Source organism: Simiduia sp., assembly GCF_058345725.1.
In genome coordinates, this window is record NZ_JBTUOC010000012.1 from 17,008 (window position 1) to 35,039 (window position 18,032).

Below are 18,032 nucleotides of genomic sequence, written 5' to 3' on the forward strand. Positions count from 1 at the left end.
TGGCGCGCGCCCTTAGTTGCCTACCACCTGGCCCCCGCCCACTCACCGAGAAGCCATTGAGGAGGTCAAATGAGTGATAATCCTCACCTGTTTGAACTGCAGGGGGCCCAGGCTGCGGACGCCACGCCATCGCTGATTATTCTCAGCGAGCTGACGGCATTTGTTACCTTTGCCACCCAATTAGCACAGCAGAGTCGACAGCAACTGCGGCTATATAGCACGCAACTCAATCCCGACCTGTACGGCCACAGTGACTTCGTCGACGCCTGCTCTGCATTTGCCCGCGCTGCCCGACACTGTCAGCTCCAAATTCTAGTGCGCCTGGCTGAACCTTTGATAGAGCAGCCACACCCCTTGTTGCGCCTTACTAACCGATTACCCGACAAGGTGCGATTGCGCGCACTGCCACTGCCCTTCGATCCTGAAAATATTCACAAATTAGAGCGCGAGTTTCTGCTGGGTGACAACGATAAAATCCTCTTGCAGCACACCGCGACCCACTACAAGGGATTTATTCATCTTGACGACAAGCCCACAGTAAAAGAGTTTACCCAGAAATTTGATTATCTCTGGGGGCACGGCGCCCCAATTACAGAACTTCAGCGGCTGGGGATTTAATAATGAAATACTTGCTGCTTGCCGCCCTATTGCTTAGCGCCTTCGATATCCCTCACGCCTCCGCTGAGCCCAGCATGATTATTTATACCCTGCCCGTGCGGCACCGAACGCCTGAATCCATGGTGGGCGCATTATCGCCGCTCGTTGATCCCGGCGGGCAAATTTCCATTAGCGGCAATAAATTTATTATTCGCACCACGGCAGAAAATTTTCAGGAACTGGTACATCTGGTCGATGAGCTAGACACGCCAGCTGTGCAGCTGTTAATCAGTGTTCGCCAGCAATCTCAAACGGGCTCGGAACAGCAAGGCCTTAGTACGCAAGGCGGTATCAAACGCGGCAGGGTCACCTTGGACGGCACGCCCGTCGCGACCGACGGCCAGATATCAGTGAAGCGCAGCACTGGCTGGGGCAACCGCGAAAGTAGCTATCAATTGCGGGCACTGGAGGGTGAACCAGTACAATTACACACAGGACAGCAAATACCCATTCAGTCTCGGTACGGACTACTGGGTGGTGGTACCACACAGTATCACCCGGTGGAAAGTGGTATCAGCTTTGTGGTGAGAGTTTTGGGCGATCAAGTACTGCTTAATGTCACGCAACAGCAGCAGCGCCCAGTCGCCGATAACAGAATTGAAACCCAAGCTTTGCATACCCAAGTGCGCGGCCGGCTGGGCGAGTGGATTTCGCTTGCCGGGGTTCAACGTCAGAGCTATCAAGATTCACGCGGTGTCGTTCACTACCAAACAACGGACAATAGCCTGGATACGAATGTCAGCGTCAAAATAGACGCTTTTAAATGACAGAGCAACATCGATAAACGCTCAATAAAAAGCCCCGTCATGCGGGGCTTTTTGATCGACATTGCAACTAACGTTTCGGTCAATTGCCCTTGGCTTTCAGAGCTAAGCGATATTTATGTAGCAATGGTTCGGTGTAGCCGTTAGGTTGCTCCTTGCCCTTTAGCACCAAATCCAGAGCCGCGCGGTAGGCAACACTATTGTTCAAGTTAGTTGCCATTGGTGTATAGGCTGTGTCACCAGCGTTTTGTTTGTCAACCACTGCTGCCATGCGGGCAAAAGTGTCTTTTACCTGCTGCTCAGTACACACGCCATGGTGCAACCAGTTGGCAATGTGCTGACTCGAAATTCGCAATGTGGCGCGGTCTTCCATCAAACCTACATTGTTAATGTCGGGCACCTTTGAGCAACCAACACCTTGATCGATCCAGCGCACTACGTAACCCAGTATCCCCTGCGCATTGTTGTCGAGCTCTTGCTGAATTAATTCAGCCGATAGTACCGACGTATCCTCCAGCACAGGTACTGTGAGAATATCATCTAGGCGCGCCGGCTCGCGGTTGCGTAACTGCTGTTGTAGCTCGGCCACGTTCACCTGATGATAGTGCACCGTGTGCAGCGTTGCACCATTGGGCGATGGCACCCATGCGGTGTTGGCGCCAGATTTAGGGTGCCCGATTTTTTGCTCCAGCATAGCCGCCATTTCGTCCGGCATGGCCCACATGCCTTTGCCAATTTGTGCTTTGCCAGCCAGTCCACAGGCAAGACCTATATCTACGTTGGCATTCTCGTAGGCGTTAATCCAGGCCTGCTGTTTCATTTGTGCCTTGGGCACAAAGGGGCCGGCCAACATGCTGGTGTGAATCTCATCACCCGTGCGATCCAAGAAGCCGGTATTGATAAAAACAACGCGCTCTCTGGCTGCGAAAATACAGGCTTTTAAATTGACCGTGGTTCGGCGCTCCTCGTCCATAATCCCCACTTTCAAGGTGTATTCCGGCAGCCCCAGTGCCTGCTCAATTTTAGCGAATAAGTCGCAGGTAAATGCAACCTCTTCAGGGCCATGCATTTTGGGCTTAACAATATAAACGCTGCCCGTTCGCGAGTTATTAATGGCGCCGGTGTTTAGTAAATCGTGTTTGGCCGCCAGCACGGTAACCATGCCGTCCAGAATTCCCTCAGGTATTTCATTGCCGGCTTCGTCCAGCACGGCATTGTTCGTCATTAGATGGCCAACATTGCGCACAAATAACAAACTGCGCCCGTGCAACACAAGCTCGCCGCCATTGCGGGATGTGTATACGCGATCTTCGTTAAGTTTGCGCACAACCTGCTGACCGCCCTTAGTGAAAGACTCCTGTAAATCCCCTTTCATCAGCCCCAGCCAATTGGCATAAACTTCGGTTTTGTCTTCGGCATCAACTGCCGCGACAGAATCTTCGCAATCCATAATGGTCGTAATGGCAGATTCCACTAGCAGGTCTTTAACACCGGCCGGGTCAGTTTTACCAATAGGTGTCGATGGATCTATCTGAATTTCGATATGCAGGCCATTATTTTTTAGCAATATGGCGCTGGGGTCTGATTCTGTACCACGATAGCCCACAAATTTATCTGCTGATGCGAGACCCGCTTCTGTGCCGTTTTTCAGCACAACGCGCAACTCGCCAAAGCTAACCTTGTACTTCACCACGTCGGCGTGACTGCCGACGGCTAAGGGGGCCGCCTGATCCAGGTGCGCACGCGCAAAGGCGATTACTTTCGCACCCCGCACGGGATTGTAGCCTTGGCCCTTTTCTGCACCGTCGACTTCAGGGATTGCGTTGGTACCGTACAGCGCATCGTACAGGCTACCCCACCGGGCATTGGCGGCATTCAGCGCGAAACGCGCATTCTTCACCGGCACAACCAGCTGCGGCCCTGCCTGCAAGGCGATTTCTTCATCGACATTGGTGGTTGAGATCTCGAAATCAGCAGGCTCTTCTAACAGGTAGCCGATATCTTTCAAGAACTGTTTGTAGCTTTCCATGTTCTTGATAGGACCTGGATTTTCAGTATGCCAAAGGTCTATCTGGGATTGCAGTGCATCGCGCTTGGCCAGCAATGCGCGGTTGCGGGGTGCAAATTCCTTGAGAATCGCCGCCAGCGAGCGCCAGAATTGCTCAGAGGTGACACCGGTGCCCGGAGCGATCTGCTGGTCGACTAATTGATACAGGCACTCGGCTATCTGCAATCCACTTTGCGCTATTCGCTTCGTCATAAAACACCCTCTTCTTAACCCTGTGATAGAACCCAGTGACACACTGGCGTCGGAAGCCCGACCTCTCGTAACCCTCAATTCTAGTGAGAGTCGTTTGATTTATCTAACGGATACTTATTATATTGATCATAATGCTTATGAATACTAATGCGCGCTGTGTGCAACATCGACAATTAGCCGACGCATCCATTGGTGCGCGGCATTGTTTTGCAATAGCGGGCTCCAGGCCATTTTTAATTCAAACTGGGGCACCTCAAAGGGCGGCTCAGCAATCACTACCCGGGTATTGTGACTGTGCAGCTTTGCGGCCTTTGAGGGAATGGTCACAATCAGGTCTTTTTGCTCTGCCAGGAGCATTGCCGCCTGGTAGTGCCGCGTAAATACGCTGATGCGGCGTTTTTTGCCCTGCTTGGCGAGCGCCTCATCCACCCAACCCAGGCGCTGCACGTCGCGGGGGTTCACGCCTACCCCCACACCCATACCGGTTTTACTGACCCACACGTGCTGTGCCTGCAGGTAAGCCTCCAGTGAAAATCGATCCTTTATGGGGTTTTCGGCGCTAAACATGCAAGAAAAGCTGTCTTTCCAAAGTGTTGTTTGGTGAAAAGACTGCGGCATACTGTCAAAGCGATTGATGACCATATCCACCTTGCCCTGCTCAACGTCCAAGAAGCTCACATCCGAGGGCGTCATAATATCCAACGTCACACCGGGTGCCTCGCTGCGCAGCCGAGTTAAGACCTGCGGAAACAATACGGCCTCGGCATAATCGCTCGCCATGATCCGGTATACGCGATCTGAGGCCGATGGATCGAAGTCGCTTTGCGGTTGCACTGCCTTCTCCACATTGGCCAGCACGTCGCGGATTACGGGCTGAAGCCCTAGCGCGCGCTCTGTGGGCGTCATACCCTCACTGGTCCTCACGAGCAGGGGGTCTTCAAATAGATCCCTCAGGCGGCGCAGGCCATTGCTCATGGCCGGCTGGCTCAAGCCTAGATGATTTGCCGCCTTCGTGACATTGCGCTCGCGCAGCAATACATCCAGATAAACCAGTAAATTCAGATCAATTCGGTTAATATTCACCCTTATCCCCCTCTCAATAGCTCCGCGAGCTTGGCCCCTACTGCACTATTCGGCCAATATTTTCCGCACACCATAATTCATATTGCTGATATCCGCAATAATAACTATAAATTAGGCAAATCTTGGTGCAGATCCTAGACTTGTTCTCAAGCGACCAATGCTTACCGGGCTGCCTGCTCTCAAGGCGCCAGCTCGGGATCATTAACCCAAGAACGGGAAGGACTACACCATGTCTCAGTACACTAACGATATCGCCGCCGTTGCCGCCCTGCGTGAAGCACAAGGCGCAAAATGGGAAGCCATTAACCCAGAATATGCTGCGCGTATGCGCGCCCAGAACCGTTTTCAAACCGGTCTGGACATCGCCCGTTACACCGCCAAGATCATGCGCGAAGACATGGCTAATTACGACGCAGACACCGCGCAGTACACCCAATCCTTGGGTTGCTGGCACGGCTTCATCGGCCAGCAAAAGCTGATTGCAATTAAAAAGCACCTGGGCAGCACCAAGCGTCGCTACCTCTACCTGTCAGGCTGGATGGTAGCTGCATTGCGCAGCGAGTTTGGCCCTCTGCCCGATCAGTCAATGCACGAAAAAACGTCCGTTGCATCGCTAATCGAAGAGCTTTACACCTTTTTGCGCCAAGCCGATGCCCGCGAATTGGGCGGACTGTTCCGTCAGCTGGACGATGCGCGCGCTAAAGACGACCAGAAGCTGGCTGCCGAAATCCAAGCGAAAATCGACAATCACGAAACCCATGTGGTTCCCATTATTGCCGACATCGATGCCGGCTTTGGTAACGAAGAAGCCACCTACCTGCTGGCTAAAAAAATGATCGAAGCTGGTGCCTGCTGCATCCAGATTGAAAACCAAGTTTCTGACGAGAAGCAGTGCGGCCACCAAGACGGCAAGGTCACAGTGCCACACGCCGACTTCCTGGCCAAAATTCGCGCCGTGCGCTACGCCTTCCTCGAGCTGGGCGTAGAAGATGGTGTGATTGTTGCGCGTACCGATTCACTGGGCGCGGGTTTAACTAAGCAAATCGCTGTTACCAACGAACCGGGTGACCTGGGTGATCTGTACAACAGCTTCCTGGATGCCGAGGAAGTAGCGCCTGCGGATATGAAAAATGGCGATGTGATCATCAACCGCAATGGCAAACTGTTGCGTCCTAAGCGACTGGCAAGTGGTCTGTTCCAATTCCGCCAGGGCACCGGTGAAGACCGCGTTGTACTCGATTGCATCACGTCACTGCAAAACGGTGCCGATCTACTGTGGATCGAAACTGAAAAGCCGCACGTTGGCCAAATTGCCGCCATGGTTAATCGTATTCGCGAAACAGTGCCCGATGCCAAACTGGTGTACAACAATTCACCATCGTTCAACTGGACGCTGAACTTCCGCCAGCAGGTATTTGACGCATGGGTAGAAGCCGGTAAAGACGTATCTTCCTACGACCGCAATAACTTAATGTCGGTAGATTACGACAATAGCGAGTTGGCTCAGGAAGCAGATCAGCGAATCCAGAACTTCCAGAAGGATGCATCGCGCGAAGCTGGTATTTTCCACCACCTGATTACCTTGCCAACCTACCACACTGCCGCCCTGTCAACCGATAATCTGGCCAAGGGCTACTTCGGAAACGAAGGCATGCTGGCTTACGTGCAAGGTGTCCAGCGTCAAGAAATTCGCCAGGGTATTGCCTGTGTGAAACATCAGAACATGGCCGGTTCGGACATGGGCGACGATCACAAAGAGTACTTCTCAGGCGATGCTGCGCTGAAGGCCTCTGGCAAAGACAACACCATGAATCAATTCTGATTCTAAGCGACAACGAAAAAAGGGGCTGAAATTCAGCCCCTTTTTTTATCTGCCAAACTTTATCATTTTTCATGGATCGGTCGAAGTAAACAAACGATAACAATTGCGTTGCGAGGTGCCACCTGCAGACTCACGGCATTGTTTTTGCGTTATACAGAAAATACTTTAGAGTGAGGTGAAGCAGTCACGCTAGTCGACTAGTGACCGCTCTTCGGCATGCATTCGTTGGCCCACCTATTTTGTTTTAGGCCCTAGTCCGCGAAATTCAGCGATCGTTCAGCGATCAAAACACCGTTCGCATCTGCATACACATAATCCCCTGGGCGAATGTTCACACCGCCAAAGCGTAAACCGACATCCACATCTCCGAGGTTGCGCTTGTCCGTTTTTACCGGGCATGGCGCTAGGGCTTTAACACCCAGTGGCAGAGTGGCCAATATCGTCACATCGCGTACACAGCCATTAATGACAAACCCTGCCCAACCGTTGTGTACAGCTTGCTCTGCGATCATGTCACCTAACAGTGCTTTGCGAAGCGAGCCGCCGCCATCGACTACCATGACCCTACCCTCGCCAGGTGTAGAGGCCAGAGCTTTTACCTTTGAATTATCTTCAAAGCAGCGCACTGTCACCGCTGCGCCAGAAAAACAGCTGTGGCCGCCAAAGTCGCGCAGATTGAGCTCTAGGCACTGTACTTCTGTGCCATACGTGTCCGACAAATCGGGGGTGGAAAAAGGCGTCGCAGACATGACCGCTCCTCTTTAAATAGGTTGCGCCATTATTGCATTGAATTACGCCACGTGTGCGGCCGCCGCCATCGATCAAATGGATATTGATTATAAGTCCACGCCGATAGTGGCCCCATCAAAACAATGGGGTACTTTTTCAAGCTGCTTCAGGCAGTGTGCCAAGGGCCCCTCTGCCACGCCGCTATCCAGCGAAAATGCTATTCCGTGAACAGGGCAGCGAATACGCCCGTCCAGCACCTGTGCTCTGTCCATCCGGGCATCCATATGGGGACAACGATTAACTAGAACATACGGCCGGCCATTGTCCTGCACCAGTAATAGAGCGTGACCATTCACTTGAAAGGCCCGGCAATAGCCGTCGTGCAAATGTATAACTTTTTCCAATGGGTGGTAGGCCAAAATACTGTCCTATTGGCTGTGTTGAGCGGTAAATTCCTGAATCGACTGAACCAGGCCCGGCATGATTTGATGTACGCTCTGCTCCTGTAACAGCCACTCGCGCGCACTGATGTAGCCAGATGACGTATCCGCCAGTAAATGCACAGAGACTGCTGGAAGATGCCGCCAGCGCTTGAGCCGATCGGCAAATTGTTCCGGTGCAAAAATATGCAAAACCTGGCGTGGCTGGCTCAGAAACAGCTTCAGTGGTTCTACAGGCTGACCACGCCAGCGCGTAAGCAGTCCAAAACGCCTGCGCCAAATACGTAACCACTCGCGACGCTCTGGCTCGTCGCCACCCGGCTCCTGCAATAATCGCTTGCGCAATCCAGCGTCTGCAATACGCTGCCCTAAGCTCATCGATTCCTTATCGCAGGGGCCGCCTAACGACACTAGCCCCGCTATTAAGTTACGGGACAACAAACCCGCCTGGTAGGCATACAGAAGGGCGAGACTGCTGACGTCGACACCGATAAATACGGCAGCTTGCCCAGTCTGCTCCCGTACAAACATCGCTGCCGCCGGTAGATCACACTCGGCAATTTCTAGCGGTCCGTGGGTTTCTGCCCGCAGCGGCGAGCTGCCGTGCTCGCGTAGCTCCGGTAGCCACACATCGTAGCCGGCATTGATTAGTGCCATCGCCAATCCTTGGCCTGCGGCTATCCATTGCTGCCGATTGCGATACAAGCCGTGCACCAGTACTACGGGTGGCAATTCGGCACGGCGTTTGCCCGGCACGCTCAAATGTGTCACCGCAAACTCTACGGTTCGATCCATGCTGTTACCCGGTTTCAGCAGGTACACATCCTCAACATAGTCGCCCTTTAATTCGGCTTCTTTCAATACAGCAGGAAACAATCCGCTGCTGCTTTTTACACCCAACTGCGCGCTCATGGAGCGCCCCCTTTACACTGTGCTTTAGATGAATGACTCATTTGGCTTGCGTTGCCCAAACACTTACAATTGCGGCCCGATTACCCACCCACACTGCACACCTATGCCCGAGCAACCTGAATTGATCGCTGCCCCCTATCTGGATGACCCGAGTAGCTGGTTGGCACACTTTGAAGAATTGCCTCATACGGTGTTTTTTGATAGCGGTCTGAGTGGCCATAAAACGGCCCGGTATCATATCATTACCGCTGCTCCGCAACAGTGGTTGAGTTTGCAGGGCGGCACTTTGACCCATACATACCAGGGCGAAACGCGCCACGTGACTGTGCGGGATGCCGCTCAAGTATGGGCGCTACTGGGGGATATGCAGCCCGCCTCCCCCGCCCACTGCTCACTGCCCTTTTGTGGCGGTTTGGCGGGCTTGCTGGGCTACGAGTTTGGCCGCCTGCACCAGCTAGGCTCACCCAGCCACAGCGACCTTGACTTCCCCGACCTAGCTGTTGGCTACTACCCCTGGGCGTTGGTACAAGATGCCTATAGGCGGGAAACTAGCCTGTGTTTTTTACCCGACTGCCCGCCTGTCCTGCGAGCGCAGGTGTTGGCTATCTGCGCCAAAGCCGACAATATTCCAGAGAATAAAACCATAGATATCAACAACTTAGAAAATCATATTAACGTTAACTCTTACGAAGGTGCATTTCGTAAAATACAGCAATATATTCTTGCTGGCGATTGTTACCAAATAAATCTCACGCAGCGCTTTAGTTCGCGCCAACCCGAGGCAAGCAACATTGATCGCTACCGAGCATTACGGCAACGGCAGCCCGGCCCAATGGGCGGCTACCTCGCCATAGACAAGGCGCGAGCACTTTTAAGCATGTCCCCGGAGCGCCTGGTCAGCGCACAGCAAGGCAAGGTACTCGCACAACCTATAAAAGGGACCGCAAGGCGCAGCAGCAACCCGAAGGAGGATCAACAACTAGCCCGCGCACTACAAAATAGCGCTAAGGACAGGGCTGAAAACTTGATGATCGTGGATCTCCTGCGCAACGATTTGGGAAAGGTTTGCGCCATCGGAAGCGTGGGGGTACCCAAATTGTTTGAACTTCAAAGTTTTAACAACGTGCATCATTTAGTGTCCAGTGTCTGCGGTCAGCTCTCAGAGCACCAAACGCCGCTGGCATTGTTAGCGGCCTGCTTTCCTGGCGGGTCAGTGACAGGAGCGCCCAAGCACCGAGCAATGGAGATAATCGACGAGCTGGAAGCTGGCAGTCGCAGTGGCTATTGCGGTAGCTTGTTTTACCTGAGCCAAAATGGCAATTTGGATTCGAACATAACCATTAGAAGTTTAATCGCAAGTCCTGAAAGCCTGACTTGTTGGGGCGGCGGTGCTATCACTGCGGGCTCAATCGTCGAGGATGAATACCAGGAATCCCTCACCAAGGTTGCGAACTTGCTGGGCAGAGACTCGTCACAGATATAGGTCACTCAGGTACTCGTGCTCACGCAATGCCGGCCTCGCCAACACAAGCTGTATTACGCTACATGTTCCCCGTGGAACATATAACCACTCAATCTAAAAAAAGAGCAAATAACAAACAATTAGGCTGATTTACAGCCTAACATTTGGACGAAAGTTGTACCGCCTACACCACATCTGCTCACTATTTAATCCGAAAACACCAAATGTAGTGTTTTTTGGCTAAAACACAGCCATTGTTCCACGAACTGCTGGCGTTACAGCTAAGACACGAAGGTTATAAAACTATAATTATTGATTGCTTATATCTTATAAAAGGCTTTGCTAAAATTGCCTACTTTTCTGGCATTCTAATGCGCATCATGCGCGGCACTCATAGGCAATCCATGACGGACGATCCCATTACACTTGTAGATTTAAATGCGCAACTCGAATCGGCCTCACCTATGGAGATTTTAGAGTACGCCATTGACAACTATGCCGATTTGGCACTGTCGTTTAGCGGCGCTGAAGACATTGTACTGATTGACATGGCCAAAAAAATCGACCCCCAGGTGCAGGTTTTCAGTCTGGACACTGGGCGGCTGCATCCAGAAACCTACGAGTATTTAGAGCAGGTTCGGAAACACTACAAGCTGAATTTGGAAATACTGTATCCAGATACACACGCCGTGCAGCAGCTCGTGTCTGCCAAAGGCTTGTTCAGTTTTTACGAAGACAACCACCAAGAGTGCTGTGGTATCCGTAAAATTATGCCCCTGCAGCGGAAACTTCAAACGCTGGACGCTTGGGTTACCGGACAACGCAAGGATCAGAGCCCAGGCACGCGGGCCAATATTCCCGTAATCCAGGATGATAAGCTTTTTGCCAAAACCGGCGGCAGTCTCACTAAGTTCAATCCGATTGCGAACTGGAGTTCACGGGCAGTGTGGGATTATATCCGCGCCCATAATGTGCCCTATAACGCACTGCATGATCGCGGATTTATCTCTATCGGGTGCCAACCCTGTACACGGCCAGTGGGACCAAATCAACACGAGCGAGAGGGGCGCTGGTGGTGGGAAGAGGCGACCAAGAAAGAGTGCGGCTTACACGCCGACAATGTGAAACGTTAAACGGCCCTACCGCTGCTAGCAAAATGGCGCTTATGGCTGCTTTTGAATTAATACCGCAAATGGGATGTGTCTGTGAAAATTACTTTGGTTAAAAAAATACTGGCTGACGGTAGCCCTTGTAAAAAGTGTGCGGACGTATTAGAAAAACTTGAAAGCGCCGGGCATATGCACGCCATTGATGAGGTAATAATCGCCGATGAGCGCGACAACAATTCTCCAGGCATGCAGCTTGCGGCGAAACTTGATGTGCATCGCGCCCCTTTTTTTGTGGTAGAAAAACCAGGCGAGGAGCCGCTGGTGTACACAGTTTATATGAAGTTCCTGCGCGATGTACTGGAGCAGAAAACCAGTGCCTCCGACGAGGCCACGGAAATTCTCAGCAATAATCCCGATCTTGATTTTTTATAACGGCTGTAGGCGAGATAACTAAATATAAAAAACGGGGCTAAGGCCCCGTTTTTTATGGCTGAGCCATCAATAGGTTGGCAATTCCATGCCGTCAAACAGGTCGTCAAGCTCGGCTTTGGAATGCTTCTGATAGGCTTGATCCACCACCTCGCGAGTAAGATGCGGCGCAAACTGCTCGATAAAATCGTACATAAATCCGCGTAAAAATGTTCCGCGACGAAAGCCAATTTTGGTAGTGCTGGCGGCAAACAAATGGCTAGCATCCAAAGCAACCAAATCTTTGTCGACCTCTTCGTTATAGGCCATTTTTGCGATAATACCTATGCCTAGCCCAAGACGAACGTAGGTTTTAATGACGTCGGCATCGGCGGCGGTGAACACCACCTTGGGCGCCAAACCTTTTTCGATAAAGGCTTCATCTAATTTGGAGCGCCCCGTAAAACCAAAAACGTAGGTCACGATCGGGTGCTTAGCCACAGCCTCAAGAGTGAGCGTCGACTGCTGGCAAAGGGGGTGATTGCGCGGCACCACCACACATCGGTTCCAGCGGTAACAGGGCATCATCACCAGGTCCGAAAACAGCTCGAGCGCCTCTGTGGCAATCGCAAAGTCCACTGTGCCGTCGGCGGCCATTTCAGATATCTGCATGGGTGTTCCCTGATGCATATGCAGCGACACCTCGGGGTAGGCCTTTATAAAAGACTCAATTACCTTGGGCAGTGCGTATCGCGCCTGGGTGTGAGTGGTCGCCAAGGAGAGGCTACCTTTTTTCTCGTTGCTGAACTCCTGTGCAACCTGTTTAATACTTTCGACTTTGCGCAGTATTTCGCCCGCCGTTTTCAGAATCGCTTCGCCTGCGGGCGTGATACGGGTAAGGTGTTTGCCACTGCGGGAAAAGACTTCCACGCCCAGTTCATCTTCCAGCAAGCGAATTTGTTTACTGATACCGGGTTGCGAGGTATACAGGCTCTGCGCGGTGGCTGACACATTAAGGTCGTGATGTGCCACTTCCCAGATATAGCGCAGTTGTTGCAATTTCATACAAGCCCTCCGATTGGCCGCTGAAACGTTTTAGCTGTTATAAGAATCAGCAGAAATATTCTAATGGAGAATAGATAGGTTTTTTTGCCTTTGCCAGTCTTTCGCGCGTTTTCGTCATAAACAGCAGGCTGAGTATAGTCACCAAAGGCCAAGTTGCTCGCCTTGGCTCAGGTCGCCCTCGAGATGGCGCTGGGCCAGGGGGATGGTAAACACGGGGATGAGCGAGCGCTGAAGGATTTTAGTGGCCACAGACCCAAGCAGCGGCACGCCATCGCCGCGGGTACTCTGCCCGCCAATCACAATAAGGTCTGCCTTGCTGGCGCGCGCATGCGCTAAAATCACTTCTGCGGCCGGGCCCTGATCCACCACCACATCACAGATAGTGCCAAGATCCTCCATGCCCGCCATATAATCTTCGGCCAGGCTGTCGACGACCTGTTCTTTAATATTGGCCAAAATCTTGTCGATGGCTTGGTGGGCATGCTTTTCTGCAGTGCCAGCGTAGGTGCTAAAAATAGCCTTGGCAAAGCTTCCCAGGGGCTCTACCGCATGCACAACCTCCACTTTGGCGCCACATTGGCGGGCAAGGTAGACGGCGTGATATATCAAATAAGACGTCTGCGGCCCGAGGTCAGTACCACACACAATCCTCTCTATCATAAAGCCACCGAACCGCAGGTGAATGACATGCTTTTAGCATAGCAGCGCTCTCGCGGTCCGCTACTCGTTGGCCACACCGTGGGGGACGTGCCCGGTGGCGACATGCTCGCTGGCTGCACTGCAATGGGTTTGCTGGTCGTCAAAAAACACGTCTGCACCATAGGCCTTCAAAAAGCTGGCCTTGCTCATACCACCTAAAAACAATGACTCGTCGATTCGAATGTCCCAAGCCCTCAGAGTGCGGATAACCCGCTCGTGTGCCGGAGCGGATCGGGCGGTCACTAAGGCGGTACGAATTGGCGAATTGTCCAGACCAAACTCAGACTGGATACTGTGCAATGCCGCCAGAAAGGGTTTAAAAGGCCCGCCGGTCAAAGGTAGCTTGGCCGCCTCCCGCTCATTTTTTGCAAACGCCTCAAGTCCCTGGGTCTTGTAAATGCGCTCAGACTCATCGGAAAACACCACAGCGTCACCGTCAAAGGCAAAACGCAGCTGGGTGCGCGCCTCTTTGGGCTGCTTAGTTGCCAACAAGGTGGCCGCCGCCACGCCTTCTAGCAGTGCCGAGCGTACGTCATTGGGATCGGTGGACAAAAACAGGTGGCAGCCAAATGCCGTTACGTACCGATAGGGGTCTTCGCCGCCGCAAAAGGCGGCGCGGATGATCGGCAAGTCGTAGTGTTGAATCGAATTAAAAACCCGCAGGCCGGTATCGGCACTGTTTCGGCTTAGCAATATCACTTCGACAGCGTGATCCTTCAGGCTGTCGTTTAATCTCAGCAGCTTTTCAACCAAAGGAAAAGCTTCCCCCTTGGGTAGCACCTCTTCCTCGCGATCTATTTGATACTGGGCGTAGGCTTCCAGCCCCTCTTCCATAAAGACGCGATGGCTTTCGTCCAGGTTAAACAGCGCTCTGCTTGAAATGGCGATCACCAGTTTCTTCTGATCCGGCAGGTATTTCATGATCTTTCTCTGCAATAAAACGTTGGCTATCTTACACGCCCTGCTCCACAGGCGCCTCTGCCGCAGCAGCTAGTAATACCAAAGCGCCCTGGGTTTGGCCCGAGCCAAGGGCACGGTGCGCAAGCGCCGCGTCCGCCAAGGGGTAACGCGCGTGAATAGCCGAGACAAACCAGGGCGCCGCCATTGCAGTGGCCAATTTTTGCCACAAACCTTCAAGCTCTGCCCGGTTTTGCGTGTAGTGCGCCAAGGTGGGGCGCGTTAAAAACAACGACCCCTTTTGTGCCAGTACAAGAGGGCTCACCTCGGGAGCTGGACCCGAGGCATTACCGAAAGTCACCATGTAGCCTCTGGGCGCCAGCAGCTCCAGGGAGCGTTCGAAGGTATCCTTGCCCACGCCATCGTACACAACTCGTACGCCTGCGCCGCCGGTGCAGCGATCCACTTCACTGACAAAGTCCTCGGCCCGGTAATTAAGCACCGCTTCGCAGCCACAGGCCTTGGCCGCCTCGAATTTGGCCACAGAGCCAACGGTGCCAATAACCCGGCATCCCATGGCGACCGCCCACCGACAGAGAAGCTGGCCCACGCCGCCGGCAGCCGCATGCACCAAAATCCAATCCCCCTTATTAAGGGATACCGTTTCGTGCAAAAGGTAAGCTGCGGTCAAACCCTTTAGTAAGGACGCTGCCACAGTGTCGAAAGCCAGTGTTTGCGGCAGAGTGAGCAATTGTTCGGCATTTACGCAGTGATAATCACTGTATGCGCCGAGCGGGCCACCGCAATAGGCCACTCGATCGCCCGGCTTGAAGCCGGTAACGCCCTCGCCCACCGCATCGACCCAACCTGCAGCCTCTAAGCCTAATCCCGAGGGCAAGGACACGGGATAGAGTCCGCCGCGGTGGTAGGTATCAATAAAATTAACTCCAATGGCGGCGTGCTTGACGCGTACAAAGCCTGCGGCCGGCTTGGGCAATTCGGCAGACGCCAATGTGAGTACGGACTCGTCACCCACCTGGTTAAATACGATGCGTCGGTTTTTCATCCAAGTCTCTCTTAATTGTCTAGGCTATTTGTCTGTAGGTGATTTTTGGAGGGCAGCATGTCAAATAAACGCTACCGCTGGCTGGATGCGGTCAGTGATCTGGCCACGCTGTTTGGGCAGCGCTGGGTTGCCTTGCCACTGATTGGCCTGTTGATTTTTAAGCTGGTGAGCATTGCACCCGCTAGCGCCTGGTATTTGCCACCCCTGCTTTTGCTGACCTTATTGCTGGCCATCCGCATGACTGCTGCTCTGGCATTACACAATCAAAAACTGTTGCTTCAGCTCTACACAGAGCAGCGGCGACGTTCGAAACAGCCACCGCGTTAGTCTTTTGCGCCACTATGGCCCTTCTATATCATTGGGGCCAGCGACAACAATGTCGTCTGTTTTGTGTGGCGCTAACAAGGTATACACCAGCCGCTTTAAATCAGCGAGGGTCCTTTCCGAACGCCGTCCGACCTGATTGACAACCACTAGCGACAAGGCGTGCGTCATTTCCAGGTAGGCTCGCCCTAATCGGTTCAATTCGTTGTCGCTGGAAACAAAGCCCAATCGCTTAAAAATCACCATCATGCGCTCGATGATCATCGCGTCGTGCCGTTCATCCAGGTCGCGTAATTCGGGCACTGCCCACATGGCCTGGGCTAGCGGCAATATGGCGCGCTCATCGCGGTATACCTCCAGCATCCGATCGACGGCGCGATCAACAACCGCTGCCAAGTCCATGGTCTCCACTGGCATTTGCTCAATGCTGGTCAGGGCTTGGGACATAGTCTCTAACCATCGGTCCCCTAAGGCGTAAAGAATGGCCTGCTTGTTCGGGAAATAGTGGTACAGCGACCCGACGGATATCGCGAGCTCCTTGGCGATTAAGATGGTGGTGAGCTCGTCAAACCCCACTTCGCCGAGCAACTTGGCGGTGACATCCAGAATTTGCCGCGTGCGAAGCTTGGCGCGCTCCTGCACGGGCTGGCGACGTGGGACCACTGAATTAGTGCGTTTTTCCGTCCGGTTGTTCAAGGCGTTTTGGGCTCCGCGCAGGTGTGGTCAGCGTCCAGAAAATTTGACTCAAAACGAGAGCTATGGCTGCCAGCACTGAAACTTGCTGATCTTTTAATAGATAAACCCTATAAAAAATCAGTATTTAGCGCAAATTATAACTCAATTTTACCTATCCACCGGCGAATTCCGTCGGCGCCGCACCTAGACTTCGAAAGTTACAGCTTGTCGAGCAAGCTGTAGTACAACATCCCCGCCACCAGACCTGGCCAGCGCAGTAGCGTCCCGCCGGGAAACATGGGTTGCGGCAAACTCGCCAGCACATCAAATCGCTCCGCCGTGCCGCTGATCGCCTCGGCTAGTAATTTACCGGCCATAGTAGCCGTGGGTACACCGTGACCTGAATAGCCCTGACCATAAAACACGTTTGGCTCTAAACGACCAAAACTGGGCATGCGATTGAGCGTAATGGCCAGCGTGCCGCCCCAGCCGTACTCAATGCGTGTTTCCGCGAGTTGCGGGTAAACCTTAAGCATATACTTGCGAACAAATTGCTTTATGTCTGACGGGAAGCGGCTAGTGTAGTTTTCACCACCGCCAAAAATCAGTCGATTATCACCCGACAGCTTCCAATAATTAATAACAAACAGGGAGTCTTGCACCGCCACGTCGTCGCGAATGAGCGAGCGCGCCACTGACTCGGCGAGCGGTTCTGTGGCCAGTACAAAATTATTGATGGGCATAATTTTCCGGGCCAACCGCGGCTCCAGCTTGTGTAAATAGCCGTTAGTAGCAAAAACCACATAGGCTGCCTGCACCGAGCCTGCCGCCGTGTGCACTTGCGCCGGTTCACCCTTGTCGTAATGCGTTACCGGGGAATCTTGGTAAAATTGGACACCCGCCTGCTTTGCTGCTTTGGCTAGCCCCAGTAAATAGTTGAGCGGGTGCAAATGACGAGACCCCCGGTCCAAGTAGCCCGCGTGATAGCCCGCGCTGCCCACCATCTGCTGTACCGCGTCGCGGTCGACAAACTCAGCCTCCTCGTAGTGATAGCGATCGCGCAAGGTCTGAACGCCGGCTTTCAACCCTTCTACCTCGCTGGCCTTATTGGCTAGATGCAAAATGCCCTGCTTTAGATCACAGGCGATTTTGTGCCGCTTAATCCGCTCTTCTACGGTAGCCACTGCCTCTAGACCAAAATCCCAGAGCAATTTAGCTCGCTCGAAGCCCAGGCTTGCCTCTAGGTCGGCCTGATCCTTGCGCTGTCCTGTCCCCACATGCCCCCCATTGCGACCGGAGGCGCCCCAGCCAATTTTATTGGCTTCTAGCACAACTACCTGATAACCCTTTTCCGCCAGATGTAGCGCCGTGGATACGCCCGTATAGCCCGCACCTATGACACAGACATCTGCGCGCACCTGTCCTTCCAAGGCGCCTTCATCAAAACCTTCGTTTGCCGTGGCGGCATAGTAAGAGTCGGTGTGTGCCCGCCGAGTTTCGTGCCAAATACGGTTCATACAGCCTCCGGGCTGACCCAAATGGGGATCTTGTGTTTCATCCAGCCTGAGCATAGACTGAATAATAATTCGGTTTCATAGTAGGTACAGGCGCACGTCTACGCAAGCCCCATTTGGGTTAAGGACGTCTTTGCCAGCGCACC

The 18,032-nt window shown here is 53.1% G+C and carries 18 protein-coding genes; 7 read left to right on the top strand and 11 right to left on the bottom strand.

The annotated features are described in order from the left end of the window. Positions 1-69: 69 nt before the first annotated feature. Both ACW8F6_RS02645 and ACW8F6_RS02650 read left to right on the top strand, forming a co-directional pair. Positions 70-618 carry a DUF7931 domain-containing protein gene (locus tag ACW8F6_RS02645; RefSeq protein WP_491574288.1) on the top strand — a complete coding sequence of 183 codons (549 nt, stop codon included), beginning with the start codon at positions 70-72 and terminating at the stop codon, positions 616-618. Between the two features lie 2 nt (positions 619-620). After that, positions 621-1,424, top strand: coding sequence for a hypothetical protein (locus ACW8F6_RS02650; protein WP_491574289.1), 804 nt, complete (start codon positions 621-623; stop codon positions 1,422-1,424). Between the two features lie 79 nt (positions 1,425-1,503). On the opposite strand, the gene ACW8F6_RS02655 is transcribed toward ACW8F6_RS02650, so the two are convergent. Beyond that, positions 1,504-3,681: a malate synthase G gene (locus tag ACW8F6_RS02655; RefSeq protein ID WP_491574290.1), complete on the bottom strand. Its 2,178-nt coding sequence runs from the start codon at positions 3,679-3,681 to the stop codon at positions 1,504-1,506. Positions 3,682-3,825: 144 nt separating this feature from the next. Beyond that, complete coding sequence (locus ACW8F6_RS02660; RefSeq protein ID WP_491574291.1) at positions 3,826-4,764, bottom strand: LysR family transcriptional regulator; 939 nt, start codon at positions 4,762-4,764, stop codon at positions 3,826-3,828. 229 nt (positions 4,765-4,993) lie between these two features. Here ACW8F6_RS02660 and ACW8F6_RS02665 point away from each other — a divergent pair, with 229 nt between their 5' ends. Then, entirely contained in the window at positions 4,994-6,586 is a 1,593-nt protein-coding gene (locus tag ACW8F6_RS02665; RefSeq protein WP_491574292.1) for an isocitrate lyase, read from the top strand. A gap of 251 nt (positions 6,587-6,837) precedes the next feature. Here the strand turns inward: ACW8F6_RS02665 and ACW8F6_RS02670 are convergent, their stop codons facing one another. The 3 genes from ACW8F6_RS02670 to ACW8F6_RS02680 form a co-directional block, all read right to left on the bottom strand. Next, entirely contained in the window at positions 6,838-7,335 is a 498-nt protein-coding gene (locus ACW8F6_RS02670) for a putative 4-hydroxy-4-methyl-2-oxoglutarate aldolase (protein WP_491574293.1), read from the bottom strand. Positions 7,336-7,422: 87 nt separating this feature from the next. Further along, positions 7,423-7,734 (bottom strand): Rieske (2Fe-2S) protein, encoded by a 312-nt coding sequence (locus tag ACW8F6_RS02675; protein ID WP_491574294.1) that lies wholly within the window; start codon positions 7,732-7,734, stop codon positions 7,423-7,425. Between the two features lie 9 nt (positions 7,735-7,743). After that, positions 7,744-8,667 (bottom strand): alpha/beta hydrolase, encoded by a 924-nt coding sequence (locus tag ACW8F6_RS02680; protein ID WP_491574295.1) that lies wholly within the window; start codon positions 8,665-8,667, stop codon positions 7,744-7,746. A 103-nt stretch (positions 8,668-8,770) separates the two neighbouring features. Between ACW8F6_RS02680 and ACW8F6_RS02685 the strand changes: the two genes are divergently transcribed. The 3 genes from ACW8F6_RS02685 (at position 8,771) to ACW8F6_RS02695 (ending at position 11,670) form a co-directional block, all read left to right on the top strand. After that, positions 8,771-10,150, top strand: coding sequence for an anthranilate synthase component I family protein (locus ACW8F6_RS02685; protein ID WP_491574296.1), 1,380 nt, complete (start codon positions 8,771-8,773; stop codon positions 10,148-10,150). Between the two features lie 383 nt (positions 10,151-10,533). After that, a complete protein-coding gene (locus ACW8F6_RS02690; protein WP_491574404.1) occupies positions 10,534-11,262 on the top strand; it encodes a phosphoadenylyl-sulfate reductase in 729 nt (242 codons plus the stop codon). Positions 11,263-11,334: 72 nt separating this feature from the next. After that, entirely contained in the window at positions 11,335-11,670 is a 336-nt protein-coding gene (locus tag ACW8F6_RS02695) for a hypothetical protein (RefSeq protein WP_491574297.1), read from the top strand. 66 nt (positions 11,671-11,736) lie between these two features. On the opposite strand, the gene cysB is transcribed toward ACW8F6_RS02695, so the two are convergent. The 4 genes from cysB to ACW8F6_RS02715 form a co-directional block, all read right to left on the bottom strand. Continuing rightward, the gene (gene cysB, locus ACW8F6_RS02700) at positions 11,737-12,711 is read right to left on the bottom strand and encodes an HTH-type transcriptional regulator CysB (protein WP_491574298.1); all 975 of its coding nucleotides are present in this window, start codon (positions 12,709-12,711) and stop codon (positions 11,737-11,739) included. 138 nt (positions 12,712-12,849) lie between these two features. Next, on the bottom strand, positions 12,850-13,371 hold the full coding sequence (locus tag ACW8F6_RS02705; RefSeq protein ID WP_491574299.1) for a universal stress protein: 522 nt from the start codon (positions 13,369-13,371) through the stop codon (positions 12,850-12,852). Positions 13,372-13,431: 60 nt separating this feature from the next. Further along, complete coding sequence (locus ACW8F6_RS02710) at positions 13,432-14,331, bottom strand: 5'-nucleotidase (RefSeq protein WP_491574300.1); 900 nt, start codon at positions 14,329-14,331, stop codon at positions 13,432-13,434. Positions 14,332-14,362: 31 nt separating this feature from the next. Further along, on the bottom strand, positions 14,363-15,373 hold the full coding sequence (locus ACW8F6_RS02715; RefSeq protein WP_491574301.1) for a quinone oxidoreductase family protein: 1,011 nt from the start codon (positions 15,371-15,373) through the stop codon (positions 14,363-14,365). A gap of 57 nt (positions 15,374-15,430) precedes the next feature. Here ACW8F6_RS02715 and ACW8F6_RS02720 point away from each other — a divergent pair, with 57 nt between their 5' ends. After that, complete coding sequence (locus ACW8F6_RS02720; protein WP_491574302.1) at positions 15,431-15,700, top strand: hypothetical protein; 270 nt, start codon at positions 15,431-15,433, stop codon at positions 15,698-15,700. Between the two features lie 12 nt (positions 15,701-15,712). Here ACW8F6_RS02720 and ACW8F6_RS02725 read toward each other — a convergent pair whose 3' ends face one another. Together ACW8F6_RS02725 and ACW8F6_RS02730 are read right to left on the bottom strand one after the other, a co-directional pair. Then, positions 15,713-16,393, bottom strand: a complete 681-nt coding sequence (locus ACW8F6_RS02725; protein ID WP_491574303.1) for a TetR/AcrR family transcriptional regulator — start codon at positions 16,391-16,393, stop codon at positions 15,713-15,715. Positions 16,394-16,590: 197 nt separating this feature from the next. Further along, positions 16,591-17,889 (bottom strand): NAD(P)/FAD-dependent oxidoreductase, encoded by a 1,299-nt coding sequence (locus tag ACW8F6_RS02730; protein WP_491574304.1) that lies wholly within the window; start codon positions 17,887-17,889, stop codon positions 16,591-16,593. Positions 17,890-18,032 lie beyond the last annotated feature (143 nt).

Coding starts and splice junctions, on each gene's coding strand:
- ACW8F6_RS02645 (WP_491574288.1), top strand. CDS start 70: ATGAGTGATAATCCTCACCTGTTTGAACTGCAGGGGGCCCAGGCTGCG.
- ACW8F6_RS02650 (WP_491574289.1), top strand. CDS start 621: ATGAAATACTTGCTGCTTGCCGCCCTATTGCTTAGCGCCTTCGATATC.
- ACW8F6_RS02655 (WP_491574290.1), bottom strand. CDS start 3,681: ATGACGAAGCGAATAGCGCAAAGTGGATTGCAGATAGCCGAGTGCCTG.
- ACW8F6_RS02665 (WP_491574292.1), top strand. CDS start 4,994: ATGTCTCAGTACACTAACGATATCGCCGCCGTTGCCGCCCTGCGTGAA.
- ACW8F6_RS02670 (WP_491574293.1), bottom strand. CDS start 7,335: ATGTCTGCGACGCCTTTTTCCACCCCCGATTTGTCGGACACGTATGGC.
- ACW8F6_RS02680 (WP_491574295.1), bottom strand. CDS start 8,667: ATGAGCGCGCAGTTGGGTGTAAAAAGCAGCAGCGGATTGTTTCCTGCT.
- ACW8F6_RS02685 (WP_491574296.1), top strand. CDS start 8,771: ATGCCCGAGCAACCTGAATTGATCGCTGCCCCCTATCTGGATGACCCG.
- ACW8F6_RS02690 (WP_491574404.1), top strand. CDS start 10,534: ATGACGGACGATCCCATTACACTTGTAGATTTAAATGCGCAACTCGAA.
- cysB (WP_491574298.1), bottom strand. CDS start 12,711: ATGAAATTGCAACAACTGCGCTATATCTGGGAAGTGGCACATCACGAC.
- ACW8F6_RS02705 (WP_491574299.1), bottom strand. CDS start 13,371: ATGATAGAGAGGATTGTGTGTGGTACTGACCTCGGGCCGCAGACGTCT.
- ACW8F6_RS02710 (WP_491574300.1), bottom strand. CDS start 14,331: ATGAAATACCTGCCGGATCAGAAGAAACTGGTGATCGCCATTTCAAGC.
- ACW8F6_RS02715 (WP_491574301.1), bottom strand. CDS start 15,373: ATGAAAAACCGACGCATCGTATTTAACCAGGTGGGTGACGAGTCCGTA.
- ACW8F6_RS02720 (WP_491574302.1), top strand. CDS start 15,431: ATGTCAAATAAACGCTACCGCTGGCTGGATGCGGTCAGTGATCTGGCC.
- ACW8F6_RS02730 (WP_491574304.1), bottom strand. CDS start 17,889: ATGAACCGTATTTGGCACGAAACTCGGCGGGCACACACCGACTCTTAC.